The 26,546-nt window shown below is 69.5% G+C and carries 21 protein-coding genes and 3 pseudogenes; 11 read left to right on the forward strand and 13 right to left on the reverse strand.

Annotated elements, in window-relative coordinates:
- Window positions 1–314: 314 nt before the first annotated feature.
- From yicI to BN1555_RS41475, 7 genes and pseudogenes are all read right to left on the reverse strand, one after another.
- Complete coding sequence (gene yicI / locus BN1555_RS01520) at window positions 315–2,633, reverse strand: alpha-xylosidase (protein ID WP_093797166.1); 2,319 nt, start codon at window positions 2,631–2,633, stop codon at window positions 315–317.
- The gene (locus BN1555_RS01525) at window positions 2,630–4,051 is read right to left on the reverse strand and encodes a GH1 family beta-glucosidase (RefSeq protein WP_093797168.1); all 1,422 of its coding nucleotides are present in this window, start codon (window positions 4,049–4,051) and stop codon (window positions 2,630–2,632) included. Before BN1555_RS01525 ends, yicI begins: the two co-directional genes overlap by 4 nt.
- 35 nt (window positions 4,052–4,086) lie before the next feature.
- A complete protein-coding gene (locus BN1555_RS01530; protein WP_093797170.1) occupies window positions 4,087–4,911 on the reverse strand; it encodes a carbohydrate ABC transporter permease in 825 nt (274 codons plus the stop codon).
- Window positions 4,912–4,916: 5 nt separating this feature from the next.
- A complete protein-coding gene (locus tag BN1555_RS01535; protein WP_093797172.1) occupies window positions 4,917–5,876 on the reverse strand; it encodes a carbohydrate ABC transporter permease in 960 nt (319 codons plus the stop codon).
- Window positions 5,877–5,884: 8 nt separating this feature from the next.
- Window positions 5,885–7,123, reverse strand: a complete 1,239-nt coding sequence (locus tag BN1555_RS01540) for an ABC transporter substrate-binding protein (RefSeq protein WP_093797174.1) — start codon at window positions 7,121–7,123, stop codon at window positions 5,885–5,887.
- 16 nt (window positions 7,124–7,139) lie between these two features.
- On the reverse strand, window positions 7,140–8,171 hold the full coding sequence (locus BN1555_RS01545) for a LacI family DNA-binding transcriptional regulator (protein ID WP_093797176.1): 1,032 nt from the start codon (window positions 8,169–8,171) through the stop codon (window positions 7,140–7,142).
- Window positions 8,172–8,558: 387 nt separating this feature from the next.
- A pseudogene (locus tag BN1555_RS41475) lies at window positions 8,559–8,731 on the reverse strand (transcriptional regulator); the annotation flags it as partial.
- Between the two features lie 144 nt (window positions 8,732–8,875).
- Here BN1555_RS41475 and BN1555_RS01550 point away from each other — a divergent pair.
- Window positions 8,876–9,337: a VOC family protein gene (locus tag BN1555_RS01550; RefSeq protein ID WP_093797178.1), complete on the forward strand. Its 462-nt coding sequence runs from the start codon at window positions 8,876–8,878 to the stop codon at window positions 9,335–9,337.
- A gap of 228 nt (window positions 9,338–9,565) precedes the next feature.
- Here BN1555_RS01550 and BN1555_RS01555 read toward each other — a convergent pair whose 3' ends face one another.
- Window positions 9,566–10,321, reverse strand: a complete 756-nt coding sequence (locus BN1555_RS01555) for a hypothetical protein (protein ID WP_255305822.1) — start codon at window positions 10,319–10,321, stop codon at window positions 9,566–9,568.
- A 273-nt stretch (window positions 10,322–10,594) separates the two neighbouring features.
- On the opposite strand from BN1555_RS01555, the gene BN1555_RS01560 reads away from it, so the two are divergent.
- The 4 genes from BN1555_RS01560 to BN1555_RS01575 all read left to right on the forward strand — a co-directional run bounded on the left by BN1555_RS01560 (window position 10,595) and on the right by BN1555_RS01575 (window position 13,800).
- The gene (locus BN1555_RS01560; RefSeq protein WP_093797182.1) at window positions 10,595–11,053 is read left to right on the forward strand and encodes a nuclear transport factor 2 family protein; all 459 of its coding nucleotides are present in this window, start codon (window positions 10,595–10,597) and stop codon (window positions 11,051–11,053) included.
- A gap of 407 nt (window positions 11,054–11,460) precedes the next feature.
- Window positions 11,461–11,655: a PmrA gene (locus tag BN1555_RS39950; RefSeq protein WP_255305823.1), complete on the forward strand. Its 195-nt coding sequence runs from the start codon at window positions 11,461–11,463 to the stop codon at window positions 11,653–11,655.
- Window positions 11,656–11,904: 249 nt separating this feature from the next.
- Window positions 11,905–12,813 (forward strand): zinc-binding dehydrogenase, encoded by a 909-nt coding sequence (locus BN1555_RS01570; RefSeq protein WP_093797186.1) that lies wholly within the window; start codon window positions 11,905–11,907, stop codon window positions 12,811–12,813.
- Between the two features lie 69 nt (window positions 12,814–12,882).
- Window positions 12,883–13,800, forward strand: coding sequence for an AraC family transcriptional regulator (locus tag BN1555_RS01575; RefSeq protein ID WP_093797188.1), 918 nt, complete (start codon window positions 12,883–12,885; stop codon window positions 13,798–13,800).
- A gap of 142 nt (window positions 13,801–13,942) precedes the next feature.
- On the opposite strand, the gene BN1555_RS01580 is transcribed toward BN1555_RS01575, so the two are convergent.
- The 4 genes from BN1555_RS01580 to BN1555_RS01600 all read right to left on the reverse strand — a co-directional run bounded on the left by BN1555_RS01580 (window position 13,943) and on the right by BN1555_RS01600 (window position 17,429).
- Window positions 13,943–14,479: a DUF4240 domain-containing protein gene (locus tag BN1555_RS01580; protein WP_093797190.1), complete on the reverse strand. Its 537-nt coding sequence runs from the start codon at window positions 14,477–14,479 to the stop codon at window positions 13,943–13,945.
- An 80-nt stretch (window positions 14,480–14,559) separates the two neighbouring features.
- Complete coding sequence (locus tag BN1555_RS01585) at window positions 14,560–15,906, reverse strand: site-specific integrase (RefSeq protein ID WP_218058165.1); 1,347 nt, start codon at window positions 15,904–15,906, stop codon at window positions 14,560–14,562.
- Window positions 15,907–16,029: 123 nt separating this feature from the next.
- Entirely contained in the window at window positions 16,030–16,356 is a 327-nt protein-coding gene (locus BN1555_RS01595) for a helix-turn-helix domain-containing protein (protein ID WP_093797192.1), read from the reverse strand.
- Window positions 16,356–17,429 carry a tyrosine-type recombinase/integrase gene (locus tag BN1555_RS01600; protein ID WP_255305824.1) on the reverse strand — a complete coding sequence of 358 codons (1,074 nt, stop codon included), beginning with the start codon at window positions 17,427–17,429 and terminating at the stop codon, window positions 16,356–16,358. Before BN1555_RS01600 ends, BN1555_RS01595 begins: the two co-directional genes overlap by 1 nt.
- Window positions 17,430–18,262: 833 nt before the next feature.
- On the opposite strand from BN1555_RS01600, the gene BN1555_RS01605 reads away from it, so the two are divergent.
- The 5 genes and pseudogenes from BN1555_RS01605 to BN1555_RS01625 all read left to right on the forward strand — a co-directional run bounded on the left by BN1555_RS01605 (window position 18,263) and on the right by BN1555_RS01625 (window position 23,276).
- Window positions 18,263–19,288, forward strand: coding sequence for a pentapeptide repeat-containing protein (locus BN1555_RS01605; RefSeq protein ID WP_093797196.1), 1,026 nt, complete (start codon window positions 18,263–18,265; stop codon window positions 19,286–19,288).
- A gap of 458 nt (window positions 19,289–19,746) precedes the next feature.
- The gene (locus BN1555_RS01610; protein WP_093797198.1) at window positions 19,747–19,932 is read left to right on the forward strand and encodes a hypothetical protein; all 186 of its coding nucleotides are present in this window, start codon (window positions 19,747–19,749) and stop codon (window positions 19,930–19,932) included.
- Window positions 19,933–20,189: 257 nt separating this feature from the next.
- Window positions 20,190–20,986 (forward strand): annotated as a pseudogene (locus tag BN1555_RS01615) (IS5 family transposase).
- Window positions 20,987–21,217: 231 nt separating this feature from the next.
- The gene (locus BN1555_RS38395) at window positions 21,218–21,565 is read left to right on the forward strand and encodes a hypothetical protein (protein WP_141662797.1); all 348 of its coding nucleotides are present in this window, start codon (window positions 21,218–21,220) and stop codon (window positions 21,563–21,565) included.
- A gap of 703 nt (window positions 21,566–22,268) precedes the next feature.
- Complete coding sequence (locus BN1555_RS01625; RefSeq protein WP_093797200.1) at window positions 22,269–23,276, forward strand: recombinase family protein; 1,008 nt, start codon at window positions 22,269–22,271, stop codon at window positions 23,274–23,276.
- A gap of 307 nt (window positions 23,277–23,583) precedes the next feature.
- Here BN1555_RS01625 and BN1555_RS01630 read toward each other — a convergent pair whose 3' ends face one another.
- A complete protein-coding gene (locus BN1555_RS01630; protein WP_093797202.1) occupies window positions 23,584–24,309 on the reverse strand; it encodes a dienelactone hydrolase family protein in 726 nt (241 codons plus the stop codon).
- A gap of 686 nt (window positions 24,310–24,995) precedes the next feature.
- Between BN1555_RS01630 and BN1555_RS01640 the strand changes: the two are divergent.
- A pseudogene (locus BN1555_RS01640) lies at window positions 24,996–26,435 on the forward strand (GMC family oxidoreductase).
- The last annotated feature ends 111 nt before the right edge of the window (window positions 26,436–26,546 follow it).

Below are 26,546 nucleotides of genomic sequence, written 5' to 3' on the forward strand. Positions count from 1 at the left end.
TTCCGCAGCCCGGCACTGGGCCGGTCCAGAGGCGGGCCGACCAGCAGGGCCTCTCTGCCCGCGAAGCCGTCGGCCGCCCGCTCGGCTCCGGCATGACCAGCGGGAGGATCAACGACTGCACCCGTTTCACCGCTACCCCGCGGTGGCCACCCACCACAGTGCGACGGGCTCGTCGTCCGCCACGGGGCGGCCGTGTCGATCGCAGCCCCCAGCGAACGGCTCCGGCCGGCTACCAGCCTTCCGGCCGTCGTCTCATCGACGGAGAGCCCGGGAACCGGGCATGACCGGTTCCCGGGCTCGCTGCCCGGTGGGGCTCAGCCGAGCCGGAGCGTCACCCGCTCCGTGCCCGCCGCGGCGGGCAGCAGCGTGCCCAGGTCCGTGCGCTCGGCGCCCGCGGACAGTTCCGCCGGCGCGTCGCCGGTGAGCAGCACCCGCCACGGGCCGGGCGCGCCCTCGGCCTCGACCGTCAGCACACCGCCGTCGCGCCGGGTGCGGAACACCGCGGCCGTCGAGCCGTCCGGCGCCGGGATCTCGGTGACGACCGTGACCCCCTCGGCCGGGGCGCCGACCCGGAGCGTGACGCCGTCGGCCCAGTCGTACACGGCCTCGTCGTCCTCCGCGCCGAACGGGATGACGGAGCCGGGCCGGGCCAGCAGCGGCAGGGTGTCGTAGCCGTGCGTCTCCTGGCGCCAGCACGGGCCCTGGACGCGCTCGCCGGTGAGCAGGTGGGTCCAGGTCCCCTCCGGCACGTAGTACTCCACCGTCCCGTCCCCGGAGAAGACCGGTGCGACGAGGATGTCCCCGCCGAGCATGTACTGCCGGTCCAGGGGGTGGCAGGACGGGTCGTCCGGGAACTCCAGGACCATCGCCCGCATCACCGGGGTGCCCTGCCGGGCGGCCTGCCGGGACGCCTCGTACAGGTACGGCATCAGCCGGTGCTTGAGGCGGGTGAAGTCGCGGGTGACCGCGACGGCCTCCTCGTCGTAGTCCCACGGCACCCGGTAGCTCCTGCTGCCGTGCAGCCGGCTGTGCGAGGAGAGCAGCCCGAACTGCGTCCACCGCTTGAAGACCGCAGGGGTCGGGGTCCCTTCGAAGCCGCCGATGTCGTGGCTCCAGAAGCCGAAGCCGGACAGCCCCAGCGACAGCCCGCCGCGCAGCGACTCGGCCATCGCGTTGAACGTCGACTCGCAGTCGCCGCCCCAGTGCACCGGGAACTGCTGGCCGCCCGCCGTCGCCGACCGGGCGAAGAGGACAGCCTCGTTCGCGCCGCGTTCCCGGGCCAGCACCTCGAACACGGTCTCGTTGTAGAGCTGGGTGTAGTAGTTGTGCATCAGCTCGGGGTCCGAGCCGTCGTGCCAGACCACATCGGTCGGGACGCGCTCGCCGAAGTCCGTCTTGAAGCAGTCCACGCCCTGCCGGACGAGGCCGCGCAGCTTCTCCGCGTACCAGCTCCTGGCGCCGGGGCGGGAGAAGTCCACCAGGCCCATGCCGGCCTGCCACAGGTCCCACTGCCAGACGTCGCCGTTCGGTCTGCGCACCAGGAAGCCCTGGGCGCGCGCCTCCTCGAACAGCGGGGACTTCTGCGCGATGTACGGGTTGATCCACACCGAGATCCGCAGGCCCCGCTCCTTCAGCCGGGCCAGCATTCCCTCCGGGTCCGGGAAGACGTCCGGGTCCCAGGTGAAGTCGCACCACTGGTACTGACGCATCCAGAAGCAGTCGAAGTGGAACACCCCGAGCGGGATGTCGCGTTCCGCCATGCCGTTGACGAACCGGTTCACCGTCTCTTCGTCGTAGGAGGTGGTGAAGGACGTCGACAGCCACAGCCCGAGCGACCACGCCGGCGGCAGCGCGGGGCGGCCGGTGAGCGCCGTGTAGCGGTCCAGGATCTCCTTGGGCGTCGGCCCGTGGACGACGAAGTACTCGACCGACTGGCCTTCGACGCTGAACTGCGTCTGCCCGACCGACTCGGAGCCGATCTCGTACGACACCTTGCCCGGGTGGTTGACGAAGACGCCGTAACCCCGGTTCGTCAGGTGGAACGGGACGTTCTTGTACGCCTGCTCGCTTGCCGTGCCGCCGTCGGCCTGCCAGATGTCGACCGTCTGGCCGTTCCTGGTGAACGGGGTGAACCGCTCCCCCAGCCCGTAGACCAGCTCGCCGACGCCCAGGGACAGCTGGGCGATGGTGTGGTGGCGGCCGTCGCCCGTGGTCGCGAAGCCCGTGCCGCGGCTCCCCACCGAGGTCAGGGTCCGGCCGTCGGCGGCGAACTCCAGCCGCCACGGTGCGTCGGTGTCCACGCGCAGCGACAGCTTGCCGCTGGTCAGCTCGGCCACCGGGCCGTCCCAGGAGATCTCCGGGGCGTGGCCGGGCTCTGTGTTCAGTGCGAAGTGCGGGCCGCGGTCCACGCCGCCGCCGTGGTGGGTGGAGCGGACGCCGATCACGCCCTCGGCGGGCGACCAGCACTCCACGGTGATCAGCGGACTGTTGAGGGTGTGTCCCCGGGTCTTCACGTGGCGGACCGGGGCGTAGAGGGTGAGCCGGCCGTCCTCGGCACGGGCGTCGGAGACCTCGGTGGCGTACGAGGCCCGGACGCCTTCGCGCATGAGCCAGTAGCCGTCGGTGAATTTCATCGGTGGGGCTGCTCCTGCGCAGGGGTACGGTCGCGGTGGTCGGTGATCAGGTCCCGGTACCAGCGGTAGCTGTCCTTCGGAGTGCGCTCCAGGGTGTCGTAGTCGACCCGGACGATCCCGAACCGCTTGCTGTAGCCGCGGGCCCACTCGAAGTTGTCCAGCAGCGACCAGACGTAGTAGCCGCGCACGTCCACGCCCTGCTCCATGGCGTCGGCGAGCGCCGCGAGGTGGTCGCGCAGATACGCCACCCGGTCGGCGTCGCGGATCTGCCCGTCGCCGTCCGCCCGGTCGTCCTCGGCGCTGCCGTTCTCGGTGATCAGCAGCGGGGGCAGGCCGGGGTAGCGTCGGCGCAGGCCGGTCAGCAGGTCCGTGAAGGCGCCCGGGACCACGGGCCAGCCCATCGTGGTCCGCCGTACGCCGTCGCACCACGACTCCTCGGCACGGATGTCCACGGCGGTGCGCGTGGCCGGGTCGGGGTCCCGGAACGGCACGTCGGAGACGGTGATCGGCCGGTAGTAGTTGATGCCGACGAAGTCCAGCGGCGCGCCGATCAGTTCCAGGTCGCCGTCGCGCCGGTACGAGCCGTCGGCGAGTCCGCCCCAGGTCTCCCGCTCGTGCTCCGGGTAGTGCCCGGCCAGCAGCGGGTCGAGGAAGACGTCGTTGTGCACGGTCTGCGCGCGGCGCACCGCGTCCCGGTCGGCGTCGCTGTCCGTGGCGGGCAGCAGCACGTCCGGGTTGAGGGTGATGCCGACGTCCGGGGCGCCCGCCTCGCGCAGCACCCGTACGGCCAGCCCGTGACCCACCAACAGGTGGTGCGCTGCGGCGAGCGCGCCCCGGCCCTCGCGGGCGCCGGGGGCGTGGCTGCCGGAGCCGTAGCCGGCGAAGGAGCTGCAGAACGGCTCGTTCAGGGTGATCCAGCGGCCGATCCGATCGCCGAGCCGGTCCGCCAGGATCCGGGTGTAGTCGGCGAACCGCCCCGCCGTCTCCCGTACCCGCCAGCCGCCCCTGTCCTCCAGCGTCTGCGGCAGGTCCCAGTGGTAGAGGGTCGCGGCGGGGGCGATGCCGGCGGCCAGCAGCTCGTCCGTCAGCCGGTCGTAGAAGTCCAGGCCCTTGGGGTTGCCGGGGCCGGTACCGTCCGGCTGCACCCGCGGCCAGGCGATCGAGAAGCGGTAGGTGTCCACGCCCAGGTCGCGCAGCAGGACGACGTCCTCGCGGTAGCGGTGGTAGTGGTCGCAGGCGACGTCGCCGGTGGCGCCGTCGGCCACCCGGCCGGGCTCGCGGCAGTACGTGTCCCAGACGGAGGGGGTGCGCCCGTCCTCGTCGTGGGCGCCCTCGATCTGGTAGGCGGCCGTGGCGGCGCCGAAGAGGAAACCGTCCGGGAAGCGGGGGAACCCGGGGCCGTCGGCGGGGGGACTCATCAGGATCGCTTGCCTTCTTCTCCGGTCGGCGGTCACTACTTGACGGACCCGCCGGCGATGCCGGCGGCGATGTACTTCTGGGCGACGACGAGCAGGATCGCCGCGGGCACGGCCGACAGCACGGCGGTGGCCATCACGGCACCCCAGTCGCTGACGTGTGCCCCGACGAACTGGTAGATGCCGAGGGTGACCGGCTTGACGTCGTCGGTCGTGTTGAGGGTCAGGGCGAACATGAAGTCCGACCAGGCGAAGAGGAAGGTGAACAGCCCGGCCGTGATCAGCGCGTTGCGGCTCATCGGCAGCACGATCCGGATGAACGCCGTGAACCGGTTGGCGCCGTCGACCAGCGCCGCCTCGATCACCTCACCGGGGACGGCCACCATGAACGCCCGCAGCAGCACGATGGAGAACGGCAGCCCCAGCGAGGCGTCCGCCAGGATCAGTCCCAGATAGGAGTTGACCAGGCCCAGCTCCGCGTACGCGCTGTAGAGGGCGTTGGCGATGACGATGCCCGGCACCATCTGGGTGATCAGGGTGGTGAAGACGATGGTCTGCCCGCCCTTGAGCCCGAACTGCGCCAGCCCGTACGCGGCCGGAGCGGCCAGTGCCAGGCAGACGACGACCGAACCGAGGGCCACGGTCAGGCTCGTCAGCAGCGACTTGCCCTGGCTGCTGAGCGCCGCGTCGAAGTTGGACAGGCTCGGCGAGGCCGGGAACCAGTCGGTGGCGGCGGTGCTGGTGTCGGGCTGCAGCGCGGTGTTGAGCATCCAGTACACCGGGAACAGCAGGAGGACGAGGATGAGCAGCGCGGCGGTGGTGTTCCAGGGACCGCGCAGGGACGACGGCTTCCTCGGTATCACTGGTATCACTTCCCCGTTCCGAAGTCGGCCCGGTTGGCCCGCAGGTAGAGCACGGCGAAGACCGCGCTGATGAGGATGAGGACGTTGCCGACAACCGCACCCTGGCCGAAGTCGAGCTGGAGGAAGGACAGTTGGTAGGTCACGGTGCCCAGGGTCTGGGTGGAGTCGGCGGGGCCGCCCGAGGTGAGTGCCAGGATCAGGTCCAGGATCTTCACCGTGGACATGAAGCCCAGCACCAGCACCACGGTGATCACCGGGCGGAGCAGCGGCAGCGTGATGCTGCGGAAGGTCCGCCACGGGTCGGCACCGTCCAGTGACGCCGCCTCGTACAACTCGCGGGGGATCTCCTGGAGTCCGCCGTAGAGGATCACCATGTTGAACGGGATGCCGATCCAGATGTTGACCAGGATCGCCGACAGCAGCGCCACGCCCGGGCTGCTCAGCCACGGCACGCCGCTGTCGGTCAGACCGAGCGCCTGGAGCGCGCTGTTGAGGATGCCGTGGTCCTGGTCGAGGATGCGCCGCCAGACGACGGCGGACACCACCATGGGAACCAGCCAGGGCAGCAGCAGCACCGCGCGTATCGTCCCGGAGAGCCGGAACCGGCGGGAGAAGAACACGGCCAGCGCCAGACCGAGGGTGAACTGGCCGGCCAGCGAGCCTATGGTGAAGACCGCGGTGTGCCACAGTGAGTGGGCGAACAGTTCGTCGGAGAAGACGGCGCGCCAGTTGTCGAGCCCGTTGAAGGGTGCCTCACCGGTGAAGTACGTCTTCGGCGTGTAGTGCTGAAAACTCATCAGGACGTTGCGGACGAGCGGGTAGCCGAAGAACAGCGCCATGTAGACCAGCGCGGGCAGGACGAACAAGTGGCGCAGTACGGAGCGCCGGCCGCGCAGGGAGGCGGGCTTCGGCGCAGGAGCGGCGGTCCTCGCCGTTGCGGTGGCGGAGGAGTGAGCGGTACTCATGGGCGTCCTCACTTCTCCCCGTCCGCGGCCTGCGACTGCGCCCGCTCCAACGCCGCCCCGGGCTCGGAGCGGCCCGTCAGCACCGACTGGAAGGAGCCCGCGAGCGCGTCCTGGATCACCGGCCAGCGGGTGCCGACCTGTGCGGTACGGGAGCGGGCCGTCGCGACCAGGTTCACGAAGGGGGCCAGTTCGGGGTTCTCTGCGGCGTACCGGTCGGCGGCGATCGCGCGGGTGGGCACGTTGTTCACGCGTTCGCCCCACGCGAGCTGGTTCTCCTCCTCGTTCAGGCAGTTGAGGATCTTCACCGCGTTCCGTTCGCGTTCGGGTCCGTCCTCGTTCTTCGGTACGGCCATCACCGTGCCGCCGATCGGCGGCACCGCGTCCTGTCCGGCCTCGGGCACCGGGATCGTGGCGACGGCCCAGTCCACCTCGTCCTGCTCACTGAGGACAGGCACCTGCCACGGCCCGTTGATCATCATGGCGGCACGGCCCGCGACGAACTGGTCGTTGACGTCCTGCTGGTTCCAGTTGACGACTGAGGCCGACACGGACTTGTCGTCCAGCATGTTCTTCCAGAGCTTCAGCGCCGCTTCGCCCCTGCCGTTGTCCAGCTGTGCCTCGTCACCGCCGCCGGACCAGAAGAACGGCAGGAACTGGTACACGCCGTCGGCGTTGGGGCTCGCGCTGAACGCCATGCCGTAGGTGTCGCCGCTGGTCAGTTTCTTCGCGGTTTCCCGCAGCTCGTCCCAGGTGGCGGGCGGCTCGACCCCGGCCTCGCGCAGCATGTCCTTGTTGTAGAGCAGCGCGAGGGAGTTCACCGAACGGGCGACCCCGTACTGCTCGCCGTCATGGCTGCCGAGCGAGGTGGCACTGTCGGAGAAGCCCGAGGTGTTCAGGCCGATCTCCTTCAGCGGGCGCAGTCCGCCCGTCCCCGCGAACTGCGGCAGCTCCGAGCCGTCGAGTTCGAGGATGTCGGTGAGCGAGTCGGACGAGGCCATCCGCAGGGCCTTCGACGCGACGGTGTCGGCGGGCACGCTGATCTGCTCGATCCTCAGACCCAGCGGCTTCGCGCAGCGGTCGAGGAACTCCTGGTTGGCGTCGTGCTCGGCCGCGTCGGTGGCCGAGTTGAGGACGGTGACGGTGCCGGGGTCGGGGGTGGTGGCACACCCCGTGAGGCCCAGCGCCGACAGGGCGGTGGCGGCGGTGGACGCCGCGATCAGCCTTGTGCGCCTGGCAGGGCGTTGCATGGTGATGGTTCTCCGTTCACGAAGACGGCTCCGAGGGAGGACCGATCACGCACCCGGTCGCCATCCGGGGGGAGATCAGCCGGCGTGGTGGGTGTTCCCCCGCCGTGTCCGAGGTGTCGGCGCCGATGGCTCCGATGGCGAGCCGGACCACGGAGGCGGACATCTCCGCGACGGGAAGTTCGATACGGGGCAGCCGCCGGCCGCCCAGGTCGTCCGGGATGCTGCCGACCAGTACGAGCGCCAGGTCCTCCGGTACCCGCAGGCCGAGCGCGGTGATCTCGTCCAGCAGGTGCGGCAGGAGGATCAGGTGCTGAACGACGAGTGCGGTCGGGGCGGGGCGGACGGAGAGCACCTCGCGCAGCCGGCGGCCCAGCTCCTCGGGTTCGCCGCTGGAGGGCACGGTCCGCAGCTCCGCGGTGGTCCCCGCGGCGGCCAGCCGGGCGCCGCGGAGACCGTGCAGCGCGTAGCCGCGCCGGGAGTCGATCTCGTGGTCGGCGGAGGACAGGAACACGATCCGCCGGTGGCCGGCCGCCACGGTCTCCCGCAGGGCCAGGGCGACGGCAGCCTCCCAGTCGAGGTCCACCCACGGCATGCCGGGATCGCTCTCGCTGCGGCCGAGCAGCGCGGCCGGGAACTCCAGCTCGCGGAGCGCGGCGATGCGCGGATCCTCTTCTTCCACTGCCATCAGCACCGCGGCGTCCGCCATGCCGCTGCCGGCGACCCGGCGCATCCCGGCGACGCCGTCGAGGTCGGTGATCAGCACCACGTCGTGGCCGTGAGCGCGGGCGGCGTCGCTGATGTCGATGGCGAACGTGCCGTCCGCGCCCCGGGACTTGCCGGGGACGCGGGGGACGGCCAGTGCCAGTACGCGGGTGCGGGCGCTGCGCAGGCTGCGGGCGGAGGCGCGGGGGTGGTAACCCAGCTCCTCGACGGCGGCGCGGACGGCACGGCGGGTCTCGTCGGAGATCTTCCGGGAGCCGCTGAGCACGTACGAGACAGTGCTGGGGGCCACACCGGCCCGCTCGGCCACGTCCTTGATCGTTGCCACGCCGCTCCTTCGCTGGCTGGTCGAATCGATTCGTCGAATCGATTCGATTCAACATGGCCGCAATGCTAGGCAGTTGGGAGATCGCGGACAAGAGTCCGGAGCGAAGTAATCCGGGGCGGCCGGGAGATGGGCCGGCGCGGCCGGAGCACGGGCTCGTGGCGTGCAGGACGGTGCGCTCCCCCCACCGCCTCGAACGCGGCGGCGCGAAGCGCGGCCGCAGCCGGGCCGTCGGTGCTTTCCTTCGGCCCGGCCCGGGAGTGGGTTCCGCAGCCCCGGGCTCCGCACCTCGTCGGTCCGTCGCCGGGTCACCAGGCCGTCAGGCCACCAGGCCACCGGGCGGGTCTCCGCGACGATGTCGGTGGCGGCCACGGCCTGGCCGGCCCGGCGCACGGCGAAGCCGGGGGCGCGCAGCCGCTCGACATCACGCCGTACCGTGCGCGGCGTGGCCCCGAGCCGGCCGGCGGGCTCGGGGTCGACCGGACCCGGCGCTGCTGCGACAGCCCGACCAGGGTGAGCACTCGCTCCGTCGTACCCCGCTCGTCACCGCTTGCCACGCCCATGTCACCCACCCGGCCGAAGAAGCGGACCGATCCTGTCCGCAAGAGGTGTCAGGGTGACTCCATGGACGCAGACGGACTCGGCTCGGACCGGACGCTGCGCGACCTCTGCCCGCACACGGAACCCGCTACGAACGGAGCAACCCGATGAGCCGCCACATCCAGGTCACCTTCGACGCCCACGACCCGCGGGCGCTGTCGTCCTTCTGGCGCGACGTACTGGACTACGTCCACCCCGGCCCACCCGGAGTCGACCTGCCCGAGGGCGCCGACCCGCTGGCCGCGTGGGACGGCTTCCTCGCGCGGATCGGCGTACCGGAAGAGCAGCGCAACACGAGATCGGCCATCGAGGACCCGGACGGGCACGGCCCACGCGTGTTCTTCCAGCAGGTGCCGGAGGACAAGGCCGCCAAGAACCGCGTCCACCTCGACGTCCGTGCGGCTCCCGGGCTGCAGGGAGAGGAGCGGATGGCAGCGCTTGAAGCCGAGTGCGACCGGCTCGTCGCACTGGGAGCGACGCGGGTACGCCGCTACGAGCCCGCTCCCCCGATGAGCGCCGGCTTCATCGTGATGACCGATCCGGAGGGCAACGAGTTCTGCCTGGACTGACGCGACTCGTCCGCGGTCGCGGAAGCCGCGGCGGTCTTGCGGCCGAGGCGGCCGGTGGTGACGAGGTGCCCCAGCAGCGGGGCGGGCGCGAAGCCTGGCTCGCGGACCTGGCCGACGGGCAGTGCGCGACGCCGTCGCTCGAAGACCGGGGGCGGGCCGGGCGGCTGCGGGGCGGACGAGGCCGACGGAGGGCGGGCAGGAGTCTGCCGACGTGGCCGGACGGTCAGGTCAGGACAGGTCTGGGCGCGCCTGGGCGAGGGCGCTCCAGCAGGCGCGTTCTTCCTGGTGGGAACCGGTCTTCGTCGTTTCGGCGACGGCCGCTCCCGCTTCTGTGGCCGCCGCGTCGACACGGCCTTCGCGGGTGAGAAGGGTGAGTGGCCGGAGGGGTTCGCGGGGTTCGGCGCCGTCGAAGGGGTGCCAGTCCCACGGGCCGTCGAAGCGCCGGGCGCGGCCTGCCGCGTCGGCGATCTCGTCTCCGGGCTCCAGAAAGGCGTAGGGGCGGAGGACCAGGCCGAAGGTGACCGGAATGTCGTCGTCTGGATCGAGGCTTCCGCCCTGCTCCTCCAGGCGTGAGTCGTACGAGCGGCCCGCGAACAGGACGACTGTTTCCCGTCGGGGGCGTGGCAGGCGGCCGGTCTCCTTGGGCGGGTCGTAGTGGGCGACGGCGATGACGTGTACGAGGGTCGGTGGGATGCCGACGTGGCATGTGTCGCCGGCGGTGAGCCGGTCGGGCGCCGGATCGGTGCGGAACAGCCCGTGATGCCCGTCGTCCAGCCCTGGATCGCCGTCGGCGACTACCCTGCCGTTCCAGTGGATCCAGTCGCAGTCCGGGTCGGCCGACCACCACGGCCACTCGACCACGATCTGGCCGCCGTACTTCTGCTTCCCGGTGACCTGGGCCTCCGTGAACGGACAGGGGATCCTGACGACGTCGCCCACCCGGAAATCCATCACACGCCCCCGGCCCTTCGCGCCTGATGCCACGGGCGCGACAGTACCGCTCCGGTACGACAGCCACCGCGGAGGCGGCCGAGGGAGCGGGGCCCATCGGGCAGGCCGGCGGGCTCACCTGCCCGGCGGAAGCGGGTCCGTGTCGGAGCCGCACGTGCCACAGCCGCACGTGCCGGAGCCGGCAAGGGGCGGCATCAGCCGCTCATTACCCCCGGGGTAATCGACCGCTCTCCCCTCCCCCGGCAGGATCGAGCACATCGACGGGAACCCCCACCAGGACCCGCCCGCAGCCCCGAGGAGAGCGCCATGACCGTCAAGTCCCCCGCCACCACGCCGATTCCGGTCACCACCGCGAGCTCCGTCACCGAGGCCACCCGGGCCGTCGTGCAGGATTTCGTCGCCGCCCGGGTGGCCGGGGACACCGAGCGGCTCGTCACGCTCTTCGCCGACGAGGTCGACTGGCTGCTCGCCGAGAACCCCGCCGTCCCGTGGATCCGCCCGCGGTCCACCGCCGCCGACTGCGCCGCCCAGTTCACGGAGTTGATGGAGCACACCGTGCCCGAGGACGCGCGTGCCTCCGTCGACGCCTTCCTCGTCGACGGCACCGACGCCGTCCTGACGGGGCACCTGTCGGGGACCGTACGCGCGACGGGAAAGTCCTTCGAGGGCCCGTTCGCGCTGCGCCTCACCGTCGAGGACGGCCGGATCACCCGGCACCACCTCTACGAGAACAGCCTGTCGATCGCCGAGGCCTGCACTCCGTAAGGTCACCGGCGCCGCGGGCGGGACCGCGATCAGGAGCGCCGGCAGGTGGTGCGCGGCGGAGCCGTGGATCTCGTGGCGGAGCCCGTACGGCTCAGAAGCCGGGGCCCGTCCCGCAACCGGACCGATGCCCCGTTCACCGGCGTCGGGACTGGTGGGCTCGCATGTTGAGGTGTCGCGTATTCCTCGTTGAGGCCGTGCCTGGTGTCACCGTGTGTGGTCGCCGGAGGCGTATCGGCTCCAGGTTCCATTGGCTTCAGTGACCAGGTGGGTGGGACGAGTTGGCGGATCGCGGAGATTCTGTCGCGCTGTGGCGGGACGCCGATCTCCCGCAAGTGGGCTTGGAAACTGCCCGGATCGCTGGGGGCGGAATCGGCGATTGTGCTCCCCTGCCGTCCCCATCGCAGTCATTGACGTTCCGTCGCTGCTGGAGGCGCTGGCCGAACGCGCGGCTGCCCGCGCGGAGCGGCACCTTCATCTCGATGCTCCTGGCCCGCTCCTGCCACATCTCCGTCCCCTCCCTGGAGCGGAACGCCCGCCCCGGCGTCGACGCGGTCGCCCGGCAAGTCGCCCAGCCCGGCCCCACCGCCCGACGGAAGCGCTGACGCCTCAAGATCATTACATTGCCGGGCGTGTCTGTGCCCGTCACAGCGTCATCCACCTGACGGGTGCAGGGCTCGACGCGCCACGAGTCGCACTGACACAGATCGTCAACTGATTGATTCTCACGGGTCTGGTCGCTGTCCGGGTCCTGCGTAGGGTTTCAGGAAGACGGCAGTGCGGCATTTGCGCACTCGATCTGTTGCCGCGCCGAGTGTTCAGGCGTACCCACGAGAGAAGGAAACACATCCCTTATGCGCGCCCTTGTGGTCGATCACAGTGAGGCCGGACCCGTCCGGTTCGCCGATGTCGATGAGCCCGTACCGTCCGCCGGTGAGGCGCTGGTGGAGATACGGCACATCGGTCTCAACTTCGGAGAGCTGAATTACGTGGACCAGTGGCCGGCCGGCGCTGTGCACGGTCACGACGCGGCCGGCATCGTGGTGCGCGCCGCATCCGACGGCTCGGGGCCGCCCGAAGGTACGCGCGTCGCGGTGGGAATGGCTCCCCACGCGTGGGCGGAGCGGGTGGCAGTCAGTCCCGCCTCGCTCGGCACCGTCCCAAAGAGCGTGGATCTGGCCGACGCCGCCGCGCTGGGGATCGCCGGCGTCACCCCGTTCCGGGTGCTGCGCACGCGTTCCCTGTTGGCGCGCAACGTGCTGATCACCGGCGCCAGCGGGGGCGTGGGGCACTTCGCCGTCCAACTGGCAGCGCTGGCGGGCGCCCGGGTGACGGCACTCGTCGGTTCGCCGGAGAGGGCCGCCGGACTCCGCGAACTCGGCGCCGACAAGGTCCTGACCGACCTGGCCGAGACCGGGGACCGGTTCGACCTCGTCCTGGACACGGTCGGCGGACCACTGGTGGCCCAGGCGTGGAGTTCCCTCGCCGAGGGCGGCATCCTCCACCTGGTCGGTTACTCCTCGGGACAGGAGACCACGTTCCCGTCAGGTGCCTTGTTCGGCTTCGGCGAACCCCGCAGCATCGCCACCTACGGCGACATGACACCGACCGGCGAGGAGCTGACGGACCTGCTGGGCCTCATGGCCGCCGGGAGGCTCTCGGCGCCGGTCGGACTGCGAGGCCACTGGCACGAGGTGGGCGACGCCGTCCAGGCGCTGTTCGCGCGGAAGGTGCACGGAAAGGTCATTCTTGACGTGGCCTGACGCTGTGGACCAGGACACATGCGCCGTCGCCCGCCGGGGCGGCTCGCGGCGGTGGACGAGAATGGACCCATGGATGTACTGGCGGAGGTCTTGCGTGTTTCGGGTGCGCGTGGGGCGCTCGGGGTCATGCTGAAGGCTGGAGGAACCTGGGGCCTGTGGCTGGACTCCTATCCGGGAGCGGCACTGCACGTGGTGTCCCGCGGCACTATGTGGCTCCACGTCACGGGCGAGAAACCTCTTCAGGTGCAGGCCGGGGACGCCGTCCTGGTGCCGCCGGGCACCGCACACGGGATAGCCGGCGGCGCCGGCGTGACGATGGGCTCCTGCGACCGCGAAGAGGCGGCCCGGGCTTTTGACGATGGCCGAGCCCTGAGGCTGGGCTCGGCGCCGGTGCAGACGGAAGTGATCGTCCTGCACTACGAGCAGGACCCGGAGGTGCGCACACCGGTGCTTACCTCCTTCGCTCGGCCGATGCACGTCACAGCCCGGGAGAACGCGCAGCTCAGAAGGACCGTCGAACTTCTCGCTGCTGAGCTCGCGCAGCCGCAGTTCGGCACCACCGCCGCCATCAACAGCATCGTCGACCTTCTGCTCGTCCAGTTCGTACGCGCCTGGCTTGCCCGCCATCCGCAGGAGCAGTCCGGCTCATGGCTGGGAGCGATGCGTGATCCGGTCGTGCGCGACGCTCTCGCGTGTGTCCACGCCCAACCGGGACACCCCTGGACCACGGAGACCCTGGCCGCCGCGACGAGCGTCTCCCGGGCGACGCTGTCCAGGCGTTTCCGGTCCGCCCTCGGACAGACGCCGGGCGCGTACGTGACGCAGTGGCGCATCGACCTGGCGTCCGTCCGGCTCCGAGATACCGATGAGCCGGTCGAGTCGATCTCCGGCGCGGTCGGATACGGCTCTCCGCACGCTTTCAGCCGTGCCTTCAGACGTGTCCGAGGCACGGCCCCGGGCGAGTACCGTTCTCGACTTCGCAAGTGACCGGCCTCGGGGCTGGTGGGCTCGCATGTTGAGGTGCCGCGTATTCGTCAGCGGAGACCAATTCTCGCCCTCAGGGCGTGACAGACAGTGATCGCCGGGAAGTCTCGCCTCCGCTGGGTGCCTCGTGATCGCGATTCGCCGCTTACTCCAGGTAGAGAGCTGCCAAGCGTGGCAGGTGGCGAGTCATTTCGCTGTGGTCGTCGAAGTCGAAGTCCCAGGTGGGGTCCAGCTCCGGGTAGCGGATGGTGAATGCGTCGTCCGGGAGTTGCTTGCCGGTCGCCATGACGTGTGCGTTCCAGACGATACTCAGCGTCTCCTCGCACTCGAGGTCGATTCCGTCGGCTGCTGCAGCTCGCACGATGGGCACTTCTGCGAGGGCATCGGGGTCAGCGACTATGCGCTCGAAGACCTCGCGTCCCTGCGCGATCAGCCAGCCGCGAAAGTAGTCGAAGCCGTCGTCGGAGCATCCGCCGTTGATCACGTAGGCAGCGGCCCACAGAGGATTCGTGTAAGAGTCGGCCATCAGGTCCCACAAAACCTGCTGAGCGGCGACGATCTCCTCGGCCGGGTGCGTGGCCAGTTGCGAGGCTGCCCGGCGGGCGACAACTTCTCCGTCGTTCGGGTTGGACGCCTGGTTGTGGGCTACCTCGATGAGCTGCCAGAACTGCTCTTTGTTCATGGCGGCAGAGCATGCCACCTGGTACTGACATCATGCCGGTCCCGGGAAGTTGGCCCGCCAGAGTAACCATGTCGCCCCCGTCAGCGTGTGTGGTCGCCGGGGGCGTATCGGCTCCAGGTTCCGCCGGCTTCGGTGACTAGCCGGGTGGCGGTCTTGTCGTGGTAGCCAAGGGCTTTCGCGATGACGGGAGCCGGTGCCTGGAGGACGAGTTGACGGATCGCGGAGGTCCTGCCGCGTTGCGGTGGGACGCCGATCTTCCGCAGGTGGACTTGGAGGCTGACCGGATTCATAGGCTGTCCGGGCTGGCGGCCCGGGAAAAGCCACTGTGAGCTTCTGCTGCTGGCGTAGGGCAGGTGCTGGCGGGACTGGACGTATGCCCGCATGAGGTCAGCGACGGGCTCTGGAAGCGGGGACGGCGGGTCTCCCAGCCGGACGGTGACGGTGGCCCCGTCGTCGATGACGTCGTTGACAGTGAGGCGGACGATGCGGGTGACGGGTTGCGCGTAGAGGAGAACGAGCGCGGCGGCGACCCGGGCCCGCAGGGACAGGGAGTCGTCGTTGAGGGTCCGCCGGAGAATGGCGAGTCGGCGGTGCTGGTGCAGCGGCGCTTGGTCCTGGTTGATGACCTGGGGTGGCAGGGTGAGGCGGGGCATCCGGCTCGTCTTCATGCACCAGCGCAGGAACGTCTGGGCCGGGCGCCGGGTGGCCAGCTTCGCGGTGTGCCAGGCGTCGAGGTCGGCCTGCTGGCAGTGTTCGAGGGCGCGGCCTCGGTCGGCGAGCCAGACGAGGAAGGCGCCTGCCTGGGTGATCTCCTGTTTCGCCTGGCTGGTCTGGGAGCGTCCCAGAGGCCCCTTCTCGGCCTTGCTCCGCAGGCGCCGCATCTGGTGCCAGGTGGCGAAGTGCTGAAGAAGCCGACAGTGTTCGGGGTCCTCAATGACGGCGAGTCGTTCGGTCAGCCAGCGCTGATAGAGCATGAGCTGCCGGTCGACGCGTGGCAGGACGCCGCTGTCCATCAGCAGGTCACGCAGGTGGGCGACGGTTCGCCAGGGTGCTTCCTGGTGCAGTCCGTCGTGGGTGAGCGGGATGGTGCCGGTGGCCAGGCCCCGGAGGAGGCGGACGACGTTGGGGTTGCGGAGCCAGATGAGTCGGCTCTTGGGCCGGTCCATCTTCAGCAGGGTGGTGACCAGTGGTTGCAGCGGAAGCGCGACGTGCCCGGTGCCGTCGTCGAGGAGGCGGGCGAGGGCGTCGGCGAGAGTGCAGCGTTCGCAGAGACGCCCGCCGAGTAGGAGCCCTTCGAAGCCGCAACGGTCGCAGAAGAAGTCGCGGGTGATGCCCGCGCAGTCGCGGCAGATTGAATTACCGGCGGTGTCCAGACCGGGTAGTAGCCGGTCGGTTCGGCAGTTGAGGCAGGAGCCGCGGACGCGCATCGCGCGGTCATAGCAGGTCCGGCAAATTGGGCCGTCCGACCATTCCGCCGACTTCGCCGCCCGACGGCCGCAGCGTGCACAGTTTCGGACATGCCAACGCTCGTACTCTTCCGGCGTCATCGCTCAGCTCTCGGGAGTCAGCCGGACCCGCGTGGGTCGTCGGGCAGCGAGGTTGATCGGTACCTCTTCGCCGGCGGCGCGACGGGCTGGGAGGTTCTGGGCCGAGGTGGCGATCAGATCGGCGGGTGTGCAGTCGAGGATGTCGCAGAGGGTGGCCAGCACCGGCAGGGACAGCCGTTCCGGGGTGCCGGAGACCAGGCGGTGGACCTGGGAGGAGGACAGTGTGATGCCGCGTTCGGTCAGGTGCGGCATGAGCTCGGCGACGGTGAACATGCCGCGGGCGGCCATCAGCTCGCGCAGGCGCCACCGGTAGCTGATCTGGCGTGGCATCAGGAGGTCCTTCCCGGCCGCAGAGCGGCCTCGATGGTGGCGTCCAGGACGCGACGCAGGGAGCGGGTGCGGAAGTCGGAGGAGACGCAGGTGTAGATCGCGGTAGTGGAAGCGTGGTCGTGGCCGACCTGCTGTTGGACGAACAGCGGGTCGTGGCCGTCCTCGATCAGGTGGGTGATGTAGGACCTGCGCAGCGAGTGGAACTCCAGCGCGGGGTCCAAGCCGGCGGCATCCCGGTAGGAGGCGAAGCGGGAGTCCAGCCGCTGGACCCCGATCCGCGGGCCTCTCTCGGACGGCCAGAGGGCTCTGCTGGTCGAATGCCGCATCCCAGGCCGGACCTCGCTGATCCACTCCTCGATCGTGCCGGGTGTCCAGTGCCAGACAGTCAGCACGCTGCGACGCTTGGGCGGTGAGCCCTTCTTGGCCTTGCCGTAGCGGACCAGCAGGGTGCCGTACTCGCCGAACTCCCGGCCTTCCGGATTGCGGCCGAAGTCGGTGAGATCCAGCATCCGGGTCTCGTTGCGGCGCAGGCCGTAGGCGTACGCAACCTTGAACAGGACGGCATCGCGGAAGGCCGGCAACCAGCCCTTGCGGCCCTTGCCGCGAACGCGCACCACCTCCTCGTCGGCATGGTCGAAGAACGCCTCCAGCTCGGGCCGGGTGAAGGCCCGTCGTTCCGGCTCGCCTTCGGCCTCGTCGGCGTGCGCCGCGGCGTTCCAGTCGTAGACCACCTGGACCGGGTGGGTGCCGAAGTGCCGCAGGCACTCGTCGGTCCAGCCGTAGGCGGGGTTGGTCAGGAAGTCGCAGAACTGGCGTACGGAGCCCTGGTAGTTGCGCAGGGTGGAGCGGACGCAGCCGTGCACGGCCCGCAGATCGGCCGACCACTCGTCGACGTGCTGCGGCGTCCACTGCCACGGCATCGCATCGGCGTGCCGGGTGAAGGCCCGGACTGTGCGTTCCTGGTCACCGACGTATCCCATCGACAGGTTCCGGGCGAGTTGCTGGTTGCGCCAGCCTTTGATCATCGCCTCGAAGACCTGCTCGTCCGGCCGCAACAACGGCAGCCCGTCCACCAAGTGCAGCCGAGCAGCCCCTGGAACAAGGCCGTCTCCACCCATCCGCCATCACTGTCCGTCTATCGCATCTGACGCGAGAATTTCGCATCAGATGCGACCGGGGGACGTCTTCGCAGTTCAATCGCTCGATGGAGTGAGACTCGCAGGCGTCCGCCGAGGAGACCGCTACCGTGGTTCCGAGGTCAGCGTCCCTGGTGAGACCACTTCCATGCGGTCGTGGGCCAATCTCCAGGACGGGTGTCGCCTATTCGCATCCGATGCAATTGGCGCCGGTAGGACCAACGGAACAGTGGTTAGCGGTAGCGACAGTTCCGCTTCCGGTCATCGCGCTCGGCGACCTCTACGACTACGTGGAGGTCGCAGGGGTGGCACAGAAGGACCACCCCTAGCACCGGGTTTCGACCAAGGTGAGTTCACCGCACACACGCTAGCGACCAAAGATCATCGTCCACACGACCCCTGCCACCAGGAGTGCAAAGCCCATCACACACCCGATGGCCGATACCCGCTCGGACCTCTGCCGACGCTCTGGGCCTTCAGTCATAGCTCCCTCTGCCCGGTATGCCGCAGAACGTGACGTTCTGCGGCAAGTGCGGCCTGATCGGTCGTGAGATCCATCCGGAAAGTCTCCCAGAAGTGCCTCGCACAACGTGCGGGTTTTGGGGGCTGAGGAACATCCCTGTCAGATCGTGCGCTAGCCTCCGTCGATCCTTGATGGGGGAGGCCGGAGGGTGTCGGCCGTCGGGCCGGCTGTGTGCGGCCCCAATCTCCCGCGCTGCGTCCGACGGAACCGCCACGGCCACCCTGACGGCTACGGTCCAATACTCCTCATGCCTTATCGACGCCGTCAGCAACTGCACCGGGTTGCCCGCCGCGCCACACAGCCCGGCCGACCTAATCCGATCGGGCGCCACCTGAGCACCGCGCCGTTACCGTCGCCCTCACCGGCCGCCGCCCGACCGGTCCCCCCGCGTGCACCCCGCGCCGACGCCGTCGGCGAACCGGAACGGGACGGTGCCACCTCGTCCCGCCAAGGGCTGGACTGGGCCCGCCGCACCGAACTGATCGCCGTCGTGCTAGGCGTTCTCCTCTCGCCCCTCATCGCGGCAGCCGGCATCTGGTACTCCAACAACCAGGTCCGCGACCAGCTCAAAATCAGCAGCCAGGAGCTCAACGTCACCCAGGAAGGACAGATCACCGACCGGTACACCAAGGCCGTGGAAAGCCTCGACAAGAAGGCTATGGATGTCCGCCTGGGCGGCATCTACGCCCTGCAGCGCATCATGGAGGACTCCCCCCGCGATCATCCCACCATCGCCAACGTCCTGGCCACCTACATCCGCACCCACACGGACAAAGCCTCCAAGGACGGAGAGGTGTCTGCCGACGTACACGCCGCCCTCACCGTCCTCGCCTACCGCGACACCACCCGCGACAAGTTCTTCTACCTCGACTTGCGACACACCCACCTGTCCGGCATCGAACTCCAGCCCCGTTTCCGTGACGTGAAGCCCAAGGAGACCATCGGGGTCCTGAGCCGGGAGCCGATCGGTGCGAAACTGACCAACGCGAACCTGACCAAAGCGGACCTGACCGACGCGCACCTGCCCTACGCGGAGCTGTCCGGCGCGAACCTCATTGACGCGGACCTGATCGGTGCGAAGCTCATTGGCGCGGACCTGATCGGTGCGAAGCTCATTGGCGCGGACCTGATCGGTGCGGACCTCACCCACGCGCGGGGTCTGCAAGTGCGTGAGGTCATTTCTGCTGTGATCGACTCAACGACCAAGCTTCCCTCCGCCCTAGCCAAAGACCCCGCCGTCACAGCACGGATTGCCGAGGTGGAAAGCAATTAGCCGAAGGTCGGAGGTAAGGCAGTCACCTTGAGCGCGGTTCAAGCGACTCAGGAAATACAAGCCATCCCATCAGGCTCGGGAGGGCTTAGCGCACGTCCTGACGTTGTTGTTCCTCAACCCCCGTTTTGAGAGGGCTTTCGCGAGTGGCGACCTGCGGAAACGTGATCACCCGGGTGTCATTCTCAGATTTCTCACAGATGGTCGTATCTGCGAGAGCCACAAGCGGAACTGCCGCTACCGCTAACCGCTGTTCCGTTGGTCCCCGACGCCGGTTCAGGCACGTACGGCATGTTCGTTACGTCGACACGGCACGCCGACTTTGGTTCGGGCGAACCGAAGTGTGGTGTCGGGGAATCTGCCCACGGGGCCCGTTCACGTACGGGTGACACAACACATTTCCACGCAGCGGCGGGGGCATACGTCGGGCGACTCATTCGCCATACATGAAAGGCCCACCCATGCGCCGTATCGGTGCCCTCATCCTCGGGACCGGAGCACTCCTCATGCTCACCACCACCACCGCAACAGCCGCACCCACCGACTCCCTCGGCGACCTCATCCGCGTCGCTGGCAGCGCCGACACCCCCCTCTCCGACGTCCTCGACAACATCCCCATCCTGGCCGGCGATCTCTCCGAATCTTGAGCTGACGGCAAGGGCATGGCCTCGCACACGCGCGGCCATGCCAGCCTCGGGGCCACCGTCATCTGTCCGCGTTCGAACCCAGAGCGATGTCCTCCAAGCCAGCGGGTACCGTCCGCCCTCGCTGAACGGGTGTCTAGGAAGTGTTTCGACCGAAATACTTCCTGGACACGTTGCCGAGCTTTGAACATCCGTCGCGGAAACGGTTCGCCTAAGAGGACGTCTCATTTGGATTGATTCGGTAATCTGGTGCCGTGGGGATTGTGGAGCGGTTGGTTCCGGATGAGTTGTGGGTGTTGTTCGAGCGGGTGGTGCCGCCTTCTCCGTCGCGGCCGCAGGGTGGTGGCCGTCGGCGGTACGGGGACCGTGAGGTGCTGGCGGCGATCGTCTTCGTGGCCACGTCGGGGTGTACGTGGCGGCAGCTGCCGCCGTCGTTCGGGCCCTCGGGGCCGACCGCTCACCGGCGGTTCACCGAGTGGAGCAAGGCCCGGGTGTGGGCCAAGCTCCACCGTCTGGTGCTGGATGAACTCGGCGCACGCGGGGAGTTGGACTGGTCGAGGTGCGCGATCGACTCGGTGAGCATGCGGGCCCTGAAAGGGGGGATCTGACGGGTCCGAATCCTGTGGACCGAGGCAAGTCTGGGTCGAAGATCCACTTGATCACCGAACGTTCCGGTCTGCCCATCTCCATCGGCATCTCGGGCGCGAACCTGCACGACAGCCAGGCCCTGGAGCCCATGGTGCGGGGTATCCCGCCCATCCGCTCCCGTCGCGGACCCCGCCGCAGGCGGCCGGCCAAGCTCCACGCCGACAAGGCCTACGACAACCGTCACCCGCGCGGATGGCTCCGATCCCGCGGCATCACCCACCGCATCGCCCGCAAAGGCATCGAGCCCTCGAAGCGTCTTGGCCGCCACCGCTGGACCATCGAGCGCACCATGGCCTGACTCGGAGGGTGCCGCCGCCTCCACCGCCGCTACGAACGCAAAGCCGACCACTTCCTGGCCTTCACCAGCATCGCCTGCACCCTCATCTGCTACCGCAGACTCGCCAAATGAGACGACCTCTTAACCGCCCTCGGCGTCACGAGCGCGGCCCCGAGGCCGTCGTGCTCCATTGTCTGCGACACGATCTGACCAGGCCGGACAGCCCGACGTCTGTCCGGGGCAGCGAAAGTATTGCAGCCACGTGATTCACACCAGCAAGGTTCGAGTGTCAGTCGAGAGATGTGTGATTCGTAATCCGAAATCTCTCGCAAAGGTCATCCAACCAACGAGGAGATACCCGAAGTGAGTTACATAAAGCGGATTACTCTGGGCACGCTTGCGGCCGGTGCTGCTGTCGCCATGTCCGTCGCGCCGTCACACGCTTCCGGCGAAACGCAGACCGTTCCGCGCTCCGCCTCAACCTCGGATGTGTCCATCATGGCCATCCCGTCGGGGTGCAGTGGCTGGATCGACTGGTACGCCGGCCGTGGTCGAGGACACCTCAACTGCGTGGGGAGCGGGCGAGACGTGCGGGTGACCGTCGCATGTGGAAACGGAAGCATCAAACGCAGTGCCACCGGCTACCAGTACGCCAAGGCTGAGTGCCCCACCGGGCTCGGCGCCGTTGGACTGAGCGGCGCCTACATCTGACAGAGAAGCCGGGCCCAAAAGGCCCAGAAGCTGCCACAGCGACAGCTTCTGGGCCTGCGGGAACATCCAAGGCCGTGATCAGCCGACTCGGCGGCGGCGATCCTGCCCGGCGGCCTTCGCAGGCCCCCCTTCACCGCCACGGCAGCGTGCTGGTGAGGTGGTCGAGTCGACGTTCACCTCCCAGGTGATCATGCCTTTCGCGTCCGCCTCGACCTGGAGTTGCGTAAGGAGGTCTGCTGACAGTCACCTGTCCGGCAGATCGCCCCCGTGGAGGACAAGCCTCATCCCGACACGGGACAGCCACGACGGCCCAGCTTCTTCTTCCTCCAGGTACCAGCAGACACCTCCGATGCGTGGAACCACCACATCCACGGGCGACGGAGACGACGCAGGCCCCACACCATCGCCTGCCGGTTCCTCCCACTTTCCCGGCCTCGCGCCGCCCTTCGTCCGGTGGAAGCTGGGAATCATCACACCACCGTACGACGGAGCGGGAGACATCCGGCGGTGTCTCCCCCGAAGCTCTCCGCGACGCGCATCGTAGTTGCCTGTAACTGACGTGACGCAGGGGCATTCTCACAAATGAACAGATGTGAGAGTTCTGCGAGAGACCCGGAAGCGATCACATTTCCGCAGGTCGCCGTTCGCAAAAGTCCTCTCAAAACCCGCATGTTGTGCGAGGCACTTCTGAGAGAATCCCGGCATGGATCTCGCGCCTGATCAGGCCGCATTGGCGGTAGAACATCACAATTGCCCGAACTGTGGCGCACCCGCCGGCAGCGCCTGCCGCACTCGGGGCGGGAAGACCGCCGCGAAGTACCACACCCCGCGCTTCCTCCTCGTCCCCGCACTCCGCGAGGAACTGGAGATCCCGGTGCCCGCAGACCGCGGCCCCGGCCGGGCGTGGAAGCAGGGACCGGCGCTCGCCGTTGTACCCGCGCCCCGTACCGAGCGTCCGGTGAGAATCGGGTACGCCCGTACGTCGACCGCCCGGCAGGAACTGGCGAGCCAGCTCGAAGCCCTCCACCGGGCGGAGTGCCACAAGATCTTCAAGGAGCAGATCAGCACCCGCGTCAAGGTCCGACCTGAGCTGGAGAAGGCGCTCGCGCTGGCCCACCAGTTCAAGGAGGCCGCGCCCGAGACACCGGTCATCGTCACGGTGCACGAGCTCAAGCGCCTCGCGCGCAACGCCGCCGAGCTGATGACGCTGTCCGCCGAGCTCCAAGCCGGCGGCATCCAGCTCGAACTCCTCACCGGCCCGCTCACCGGGATCTACGACCCCAACGGCATGGGTGCCATGTTCTTCGCCGTGCTCGCCGTCGCCGGGCAGATCGAGCGCAACTACATCCGGGAGAAGACCCTCGAAGGCCAGGTCACCGCGGCGTCCAAGGGCAACCACGGCGGACGCCCGAAGGTCATCGACGACGACATGCTCACCTTCGCCGTCGCCCTGAAGGACAAGGGCGTCCCCGTCGCCGAGATCGCCAAGAAGCTCACCATCAAGACCGGGAAGAACGCGGGCAAGTCTCCCTCGGTCGCCTCGCTCTACCGGGCCCTCGCGGAAGCCGAGGGCGCCGCGGTGGACGACGGATTGACGCTCCGGCCCAAGCCCGTACGCATCCGCCGAACCGAGGACCCGCTCACCCCCGAGGAGATCGACCTCCGCGAACGGCTCCAGGCCCAGCCCCACCCGAACGCGGAGACCCGGTAGCGGCCGCCAGTTGTTGTTCGCGAGCACTGTGCTCCCGCAGGGCTGACCTGCGGCTGCCCCGCCACGGCAGAGGACCCCGGCAGCACCGCCGGGGTCCTCTCATTGTTCAAGATCAATCTCACCGATACTGGCTGTTCCGTTGGTCCCCAAGGCCGTTCACGTCCTGCGTGTGCGGGGCTCCCGGTGTGCGGGGAGTTGCCCGCGCAGGACGGTCAGCCGGTGGGAGTGCTCGACGGCACGCGTCCCGTCGAGTGTGGTGAGGGCGGACACCGTCGTGTCATGACGACGGCAGTCCTGACGCTCTGGCTCACTCCGTTACGGGCAGGCACTCGGCGAGCAGGCCGACGACGTCGCGCCAGGCTCGCTGCGCGTGCTGCGGGTGGTAGCCGACACCGGGGACCACGGGGTGGCCGACCGGCGGGTGGTGGAAGGCGTGCAGGGCTCCGCCGTAGACCGCGAGGCGCCAGTCGACGCCCGCGGCCTGCATCTCCGCGGCGAAGGCGTCCCGTTGCGCGGGCGGCATGATCGGGTCTTCCGACCCGACCCCGGCCCAGACCGGGCAGCGGATGCGCGCCGCCTCGCCCGGTCGGCCCGTGGTAGTTGCGTTGACCGTCCCGATCGCGCGCAGGTCGACGCCGTCGCGCCCGAGTTCCAGCCCGACGGCGCCCCCGGTGCCGTAGCCGACGGCGGCGATCCGGTCGGGGTCGGTCCGCGGTTCGGTGCGCAGCACGTCGAGCGCCGCATGGCCGATGCCCCGCATCCGGTCGGGATCGGCGAGCAGCGGCAGGCAACGGGCCAGCATCTCCTCGGGGTCGCCCAAATAGCGCCCGCCGTGAAGATCGAAGGCCAGCGCTACATATCCCAGTTCGGCGAGAGCATCGGCCCGGTGGCGCTCGACGTCGCTGAGCCCCATGCCCTCTGGTCCGAGCAGCACCGCGGGCCGGCGGTCGACCCCGGCCGGGAGCGCGAGGTGTCCGATCATCGTCAGACCGTCGGCCGGGTACTCGACCGTACGCGTCGTAATCGTCGTCATGCGACTGGACTGTAGTGATCGTCGAGCCCGGTCCGGCCGCTCTTCACCGTCGGCGGAACAGCGCGGACGCGGGCCCGCGGGTGGGCGCGGTGGAAGGCCCTGGTTCCGGCGGAGCACACCGACGCCGATGCGCACCGGTCCGCCGGCCATGCCATGCCATGCCATGCCATTGAGGGAGCCCTGCCCGACCGCACTCACTCCGCCTGTGGCGGCCGTGCCGGTCGCAGGTGGAGGAAACGGCACGTCCTCGAGGCAGTACCCCGGCGGCACGACCTGGGACAACCACCCGAAGGGCGGCGGCACATCGCCCTGGGCCAGGGCGAACCCGGCGTGCTCACGGACGGCTTCCAGGAGGCCGAGCGGTTCGACGCGGCGGGCCCGGCGGTGCTGATGCCGCGCGTTCCGGGCGGCATCAGCACCGCCGGGGAGAAAAACGACCGAACCAGCAGGCGGTGTCGGGCTCCGTGGCGGTCGTCACCACTGCGTCCGGGCAGGTGCTCCTGGGCTGCTCCGCCCGGGGCAGGCGGGAGCAACCCGCGGTTCCGGACGCCCGGGTGCAGCGGCACAGGACCTGCGTACTGGACGAGCACCGCTTCGAGGCCGGGGACACACCGCCGCCGCGGGGCACACCCTGAACCCCCTGACCCGATCCGTCGATACACCGACACACCGATCCTGGAGACGCAATGCCCTCAGCACGCCCTCCGCGCCCCCCCCTGCCCGAGTACGACTGTGTCGTGGTCGGCGGCGGAACAGCCGGTGCCGTCGTCGCCGCGCGGCTGACCGAGGACCCGGACGTCACCGTCTGCGTGGTGGAAGCCGGGCCGTCGGACGTCGGTGACGACAGCATCCTGCGGCTGGACCGCTGGATGGCCCTGCTGAAGTCCGGTTACGACTGGGACTATCCGGTGGAGCCCCGGGAGAACGGCAACAGCTTCATGCGGCACGCCCGGGCCAAGGTGCTCGGCGGCTGTTCCTCGCACAACTCGTGCATCGCCTTCTGGGCACCCGCCGAGGACCTCGACGAGTGGGGCGCGCTGGGCTGTACGGGCTGGAGCGCCGCCGCCTGCTTCCCCCTCCACCGGCGCCTGGAGAGCAACGACGCGCCCGGGGACCACCACGGCCGCTCGGGTCCCGTGACGATCCGCACCGTCCCGCCCGAGGACCCGTGCGGCACGGCTCTGCTCGAAGCGTGCGTCGCCGCCGGTATCCCCGCCACGCCGTTCAACACCGGTACCACGGTCGTGCGCGGCGCCCACTGGTTCCAAATCAACTCCCGCCCGGACGGCATCCGCTCCTCCGCGCCGGTCCCGTACCTCCACCCGGTGCTCGGCAAGCGGCCGAATCTGGAGGTACGTACCGGCCTCATGGCGAGACGGCTGTTGTTCGACGACGGCCCCGACGGCGGCACGGGCAGCGCTGCGGGCGGCACGGGCAGCGCTGCGGGCGGCGCTGCCACCGGGCGGTGCCGCACGGGCGTCGAGTACCTGGAGCCCGACACCGTTCACACCGGGGCGGTAGCTCCCCGGCGCGAGGTGATCGTGGCCTGCGGCGCCATCGATTCGCCGAAGCTGCTGGCCGGACCTGATGTTCCACTACGGCTCGGTGCCGTTCGACCTGAACACGTACCGGCACGGCTGCCCGACGACGGACAACGCCTTCTGTCTCACGCCGAACGTCACACGGGCCCGCTCCACGGGAACGGTCCGGCTGCGCACCGGGGACTACCGCGACAAGCCGAAGGTCGATCCGCGCTACTTCACGCACGAGCACGACATCCGCGTGATGACGTACGGCCCGCGGCTCGCCCGCGAGATCGTCGCGCGGGCCCCGATGGCCGACTGGGCCGGCGCCGAGCTGGCACCCGGACCGGAGGCCACGACCGACGACGAGCTGTTCGCGTACATCCGCGACACCCACAACACCGTCTGCCACCCGGCGGGCACCGTGCGCATGGGCGCGGTGGACGACGCCGGCTCGCCGCTCGATCCCCAGCCGCGGGTCAAGGGGTCACGGGGCTGCGGGTGGCCGACGTGTCCGTGATGCCGCTCCTGACGACGGCCAACCCGTGCATCACCACGATGGTGATCGGTGAGAAGTGCGCCGGTCTGATCAGGACGGCCTGAACGGCCGGGCAGCGGGCGGTGCGGGAACGGCCCATCCCGGCCACAGCGCCGCTTCCACCACCGCCCGGCACGGCCGGACACGGCGGCAGCGCGCTCTCACCGTTGCGCGCG

Origin of the sequence: Streptomyces sp. Wb2n-11 (assembly GCF_001049855.1) — a bacterium.
GTDB lineage: Bacteria > Actinomycetota > Actinomycetes > Streptomycetales > Streptomycetaceae > Streptomyces > Streptomyces altiplanensis.

Coding starts and splice junctions, on each gene's coding strand:
- yicI (WP_093797166.1), bottom strand. CDS start 2,633: ATGAAATTCACCGACGGCTACTGGCTCATGCGCGAAGGCGTCCGGGCC.
- BN1555_RS01525 (WP_093797168.1), bottom strand. CDS start 4,051: ATGAGTCCCCCCGCCGACGGCCCCGGGTTCCCCCGCTTCCCGGACGGT.
- BN1555_RS01535 (WP_093797172.1), bottom strand. CDS start 5,876: ATGAGTACCGCTCACTCCTCCGCCACCGCAACGGCGAGGACCGCCGCT.
- BN1555_RS01540 (WP_093797174.1), bottom strand. CDS start 7,123: ATGCAACGCCCTGCCAGGCGCACAAGGCTGATCGCGGCGTCCACCGCC.
- BN1555_RS01550 (WP_093797178.1), top strand. CDS start 8,876: ATGAGCCGCCACATCCAGGTCACCTTCGACGCCCACGACCCGCGGGCG.
- BN1555_RS01560 (WP_093797182.1), top strand. CDS start 10,595: ATGACCGTCAAGTCCCCCGCCACCACGCCGATTCCGGTCACCACCGCG.
- BN1555_RS01570 (WP_093797186.1), top strand. CDS start 11,905: ATGCGCGCCCTTGTGGTCGATCACAGTGAGGCCGGACCCGTCCGGTTC.
- BN1555_RS01575 (WP_093797188.1), top strand. CDS start 12,883: ATGGATGTACTGGCGGAGGTCTTGCGTGTTTCGGGTGCGCGTGGGGCG.
- BN1555_RS01580 (WP_093797190.1), bottom strand. CDS start 14,479: ATGAACAAAGAGCAGTTCTGGCAGCTCATCGAGGTAGCCCACAACCAG.
- BN1555_RS01585 (WP_218058165.1), bottom strand. CDS start 15,906: ATGCGCGTCCGCGGCTCCTGCCTCAACTGCCGAACCGACCGGCTACTA.
- BN1555_RS01595 (WP_093797192.1), bottom strand. CDS start 16,356: ATGCCACGCCAGATCAGCTACCGGTGGCGCCTGCGCGAGCTGATGGCC.
- BN1555_RS01605 (WP_093797196.1), top strand. CDS start 18,263: ATGCCTTATCGACGCCGTCAGCAACTGCACCGGGTTGCCCGCCGCGCC.
- BN1555_RS01610 (WP_093797198.1), top strand. CDS start 19,747: ATGCGCCGTATCGGTGCCCTCATCCTCGGGACCGGAGCACTCCTCATG.
- BN1555_RS01625 (WP_093797200.1), top strand. CDS start 22,269: ATGGATCTCGCGCCTGATCAGGCCGCATTGGCGGTAGAACATCACAAT.
- BN1555_RS01630 (WP_093797202.1), bottom strand. CDS start 24,309: ATGACGACGATTACGACGCGTACGGTCGAGTACCCGGCCGACGGTCTG.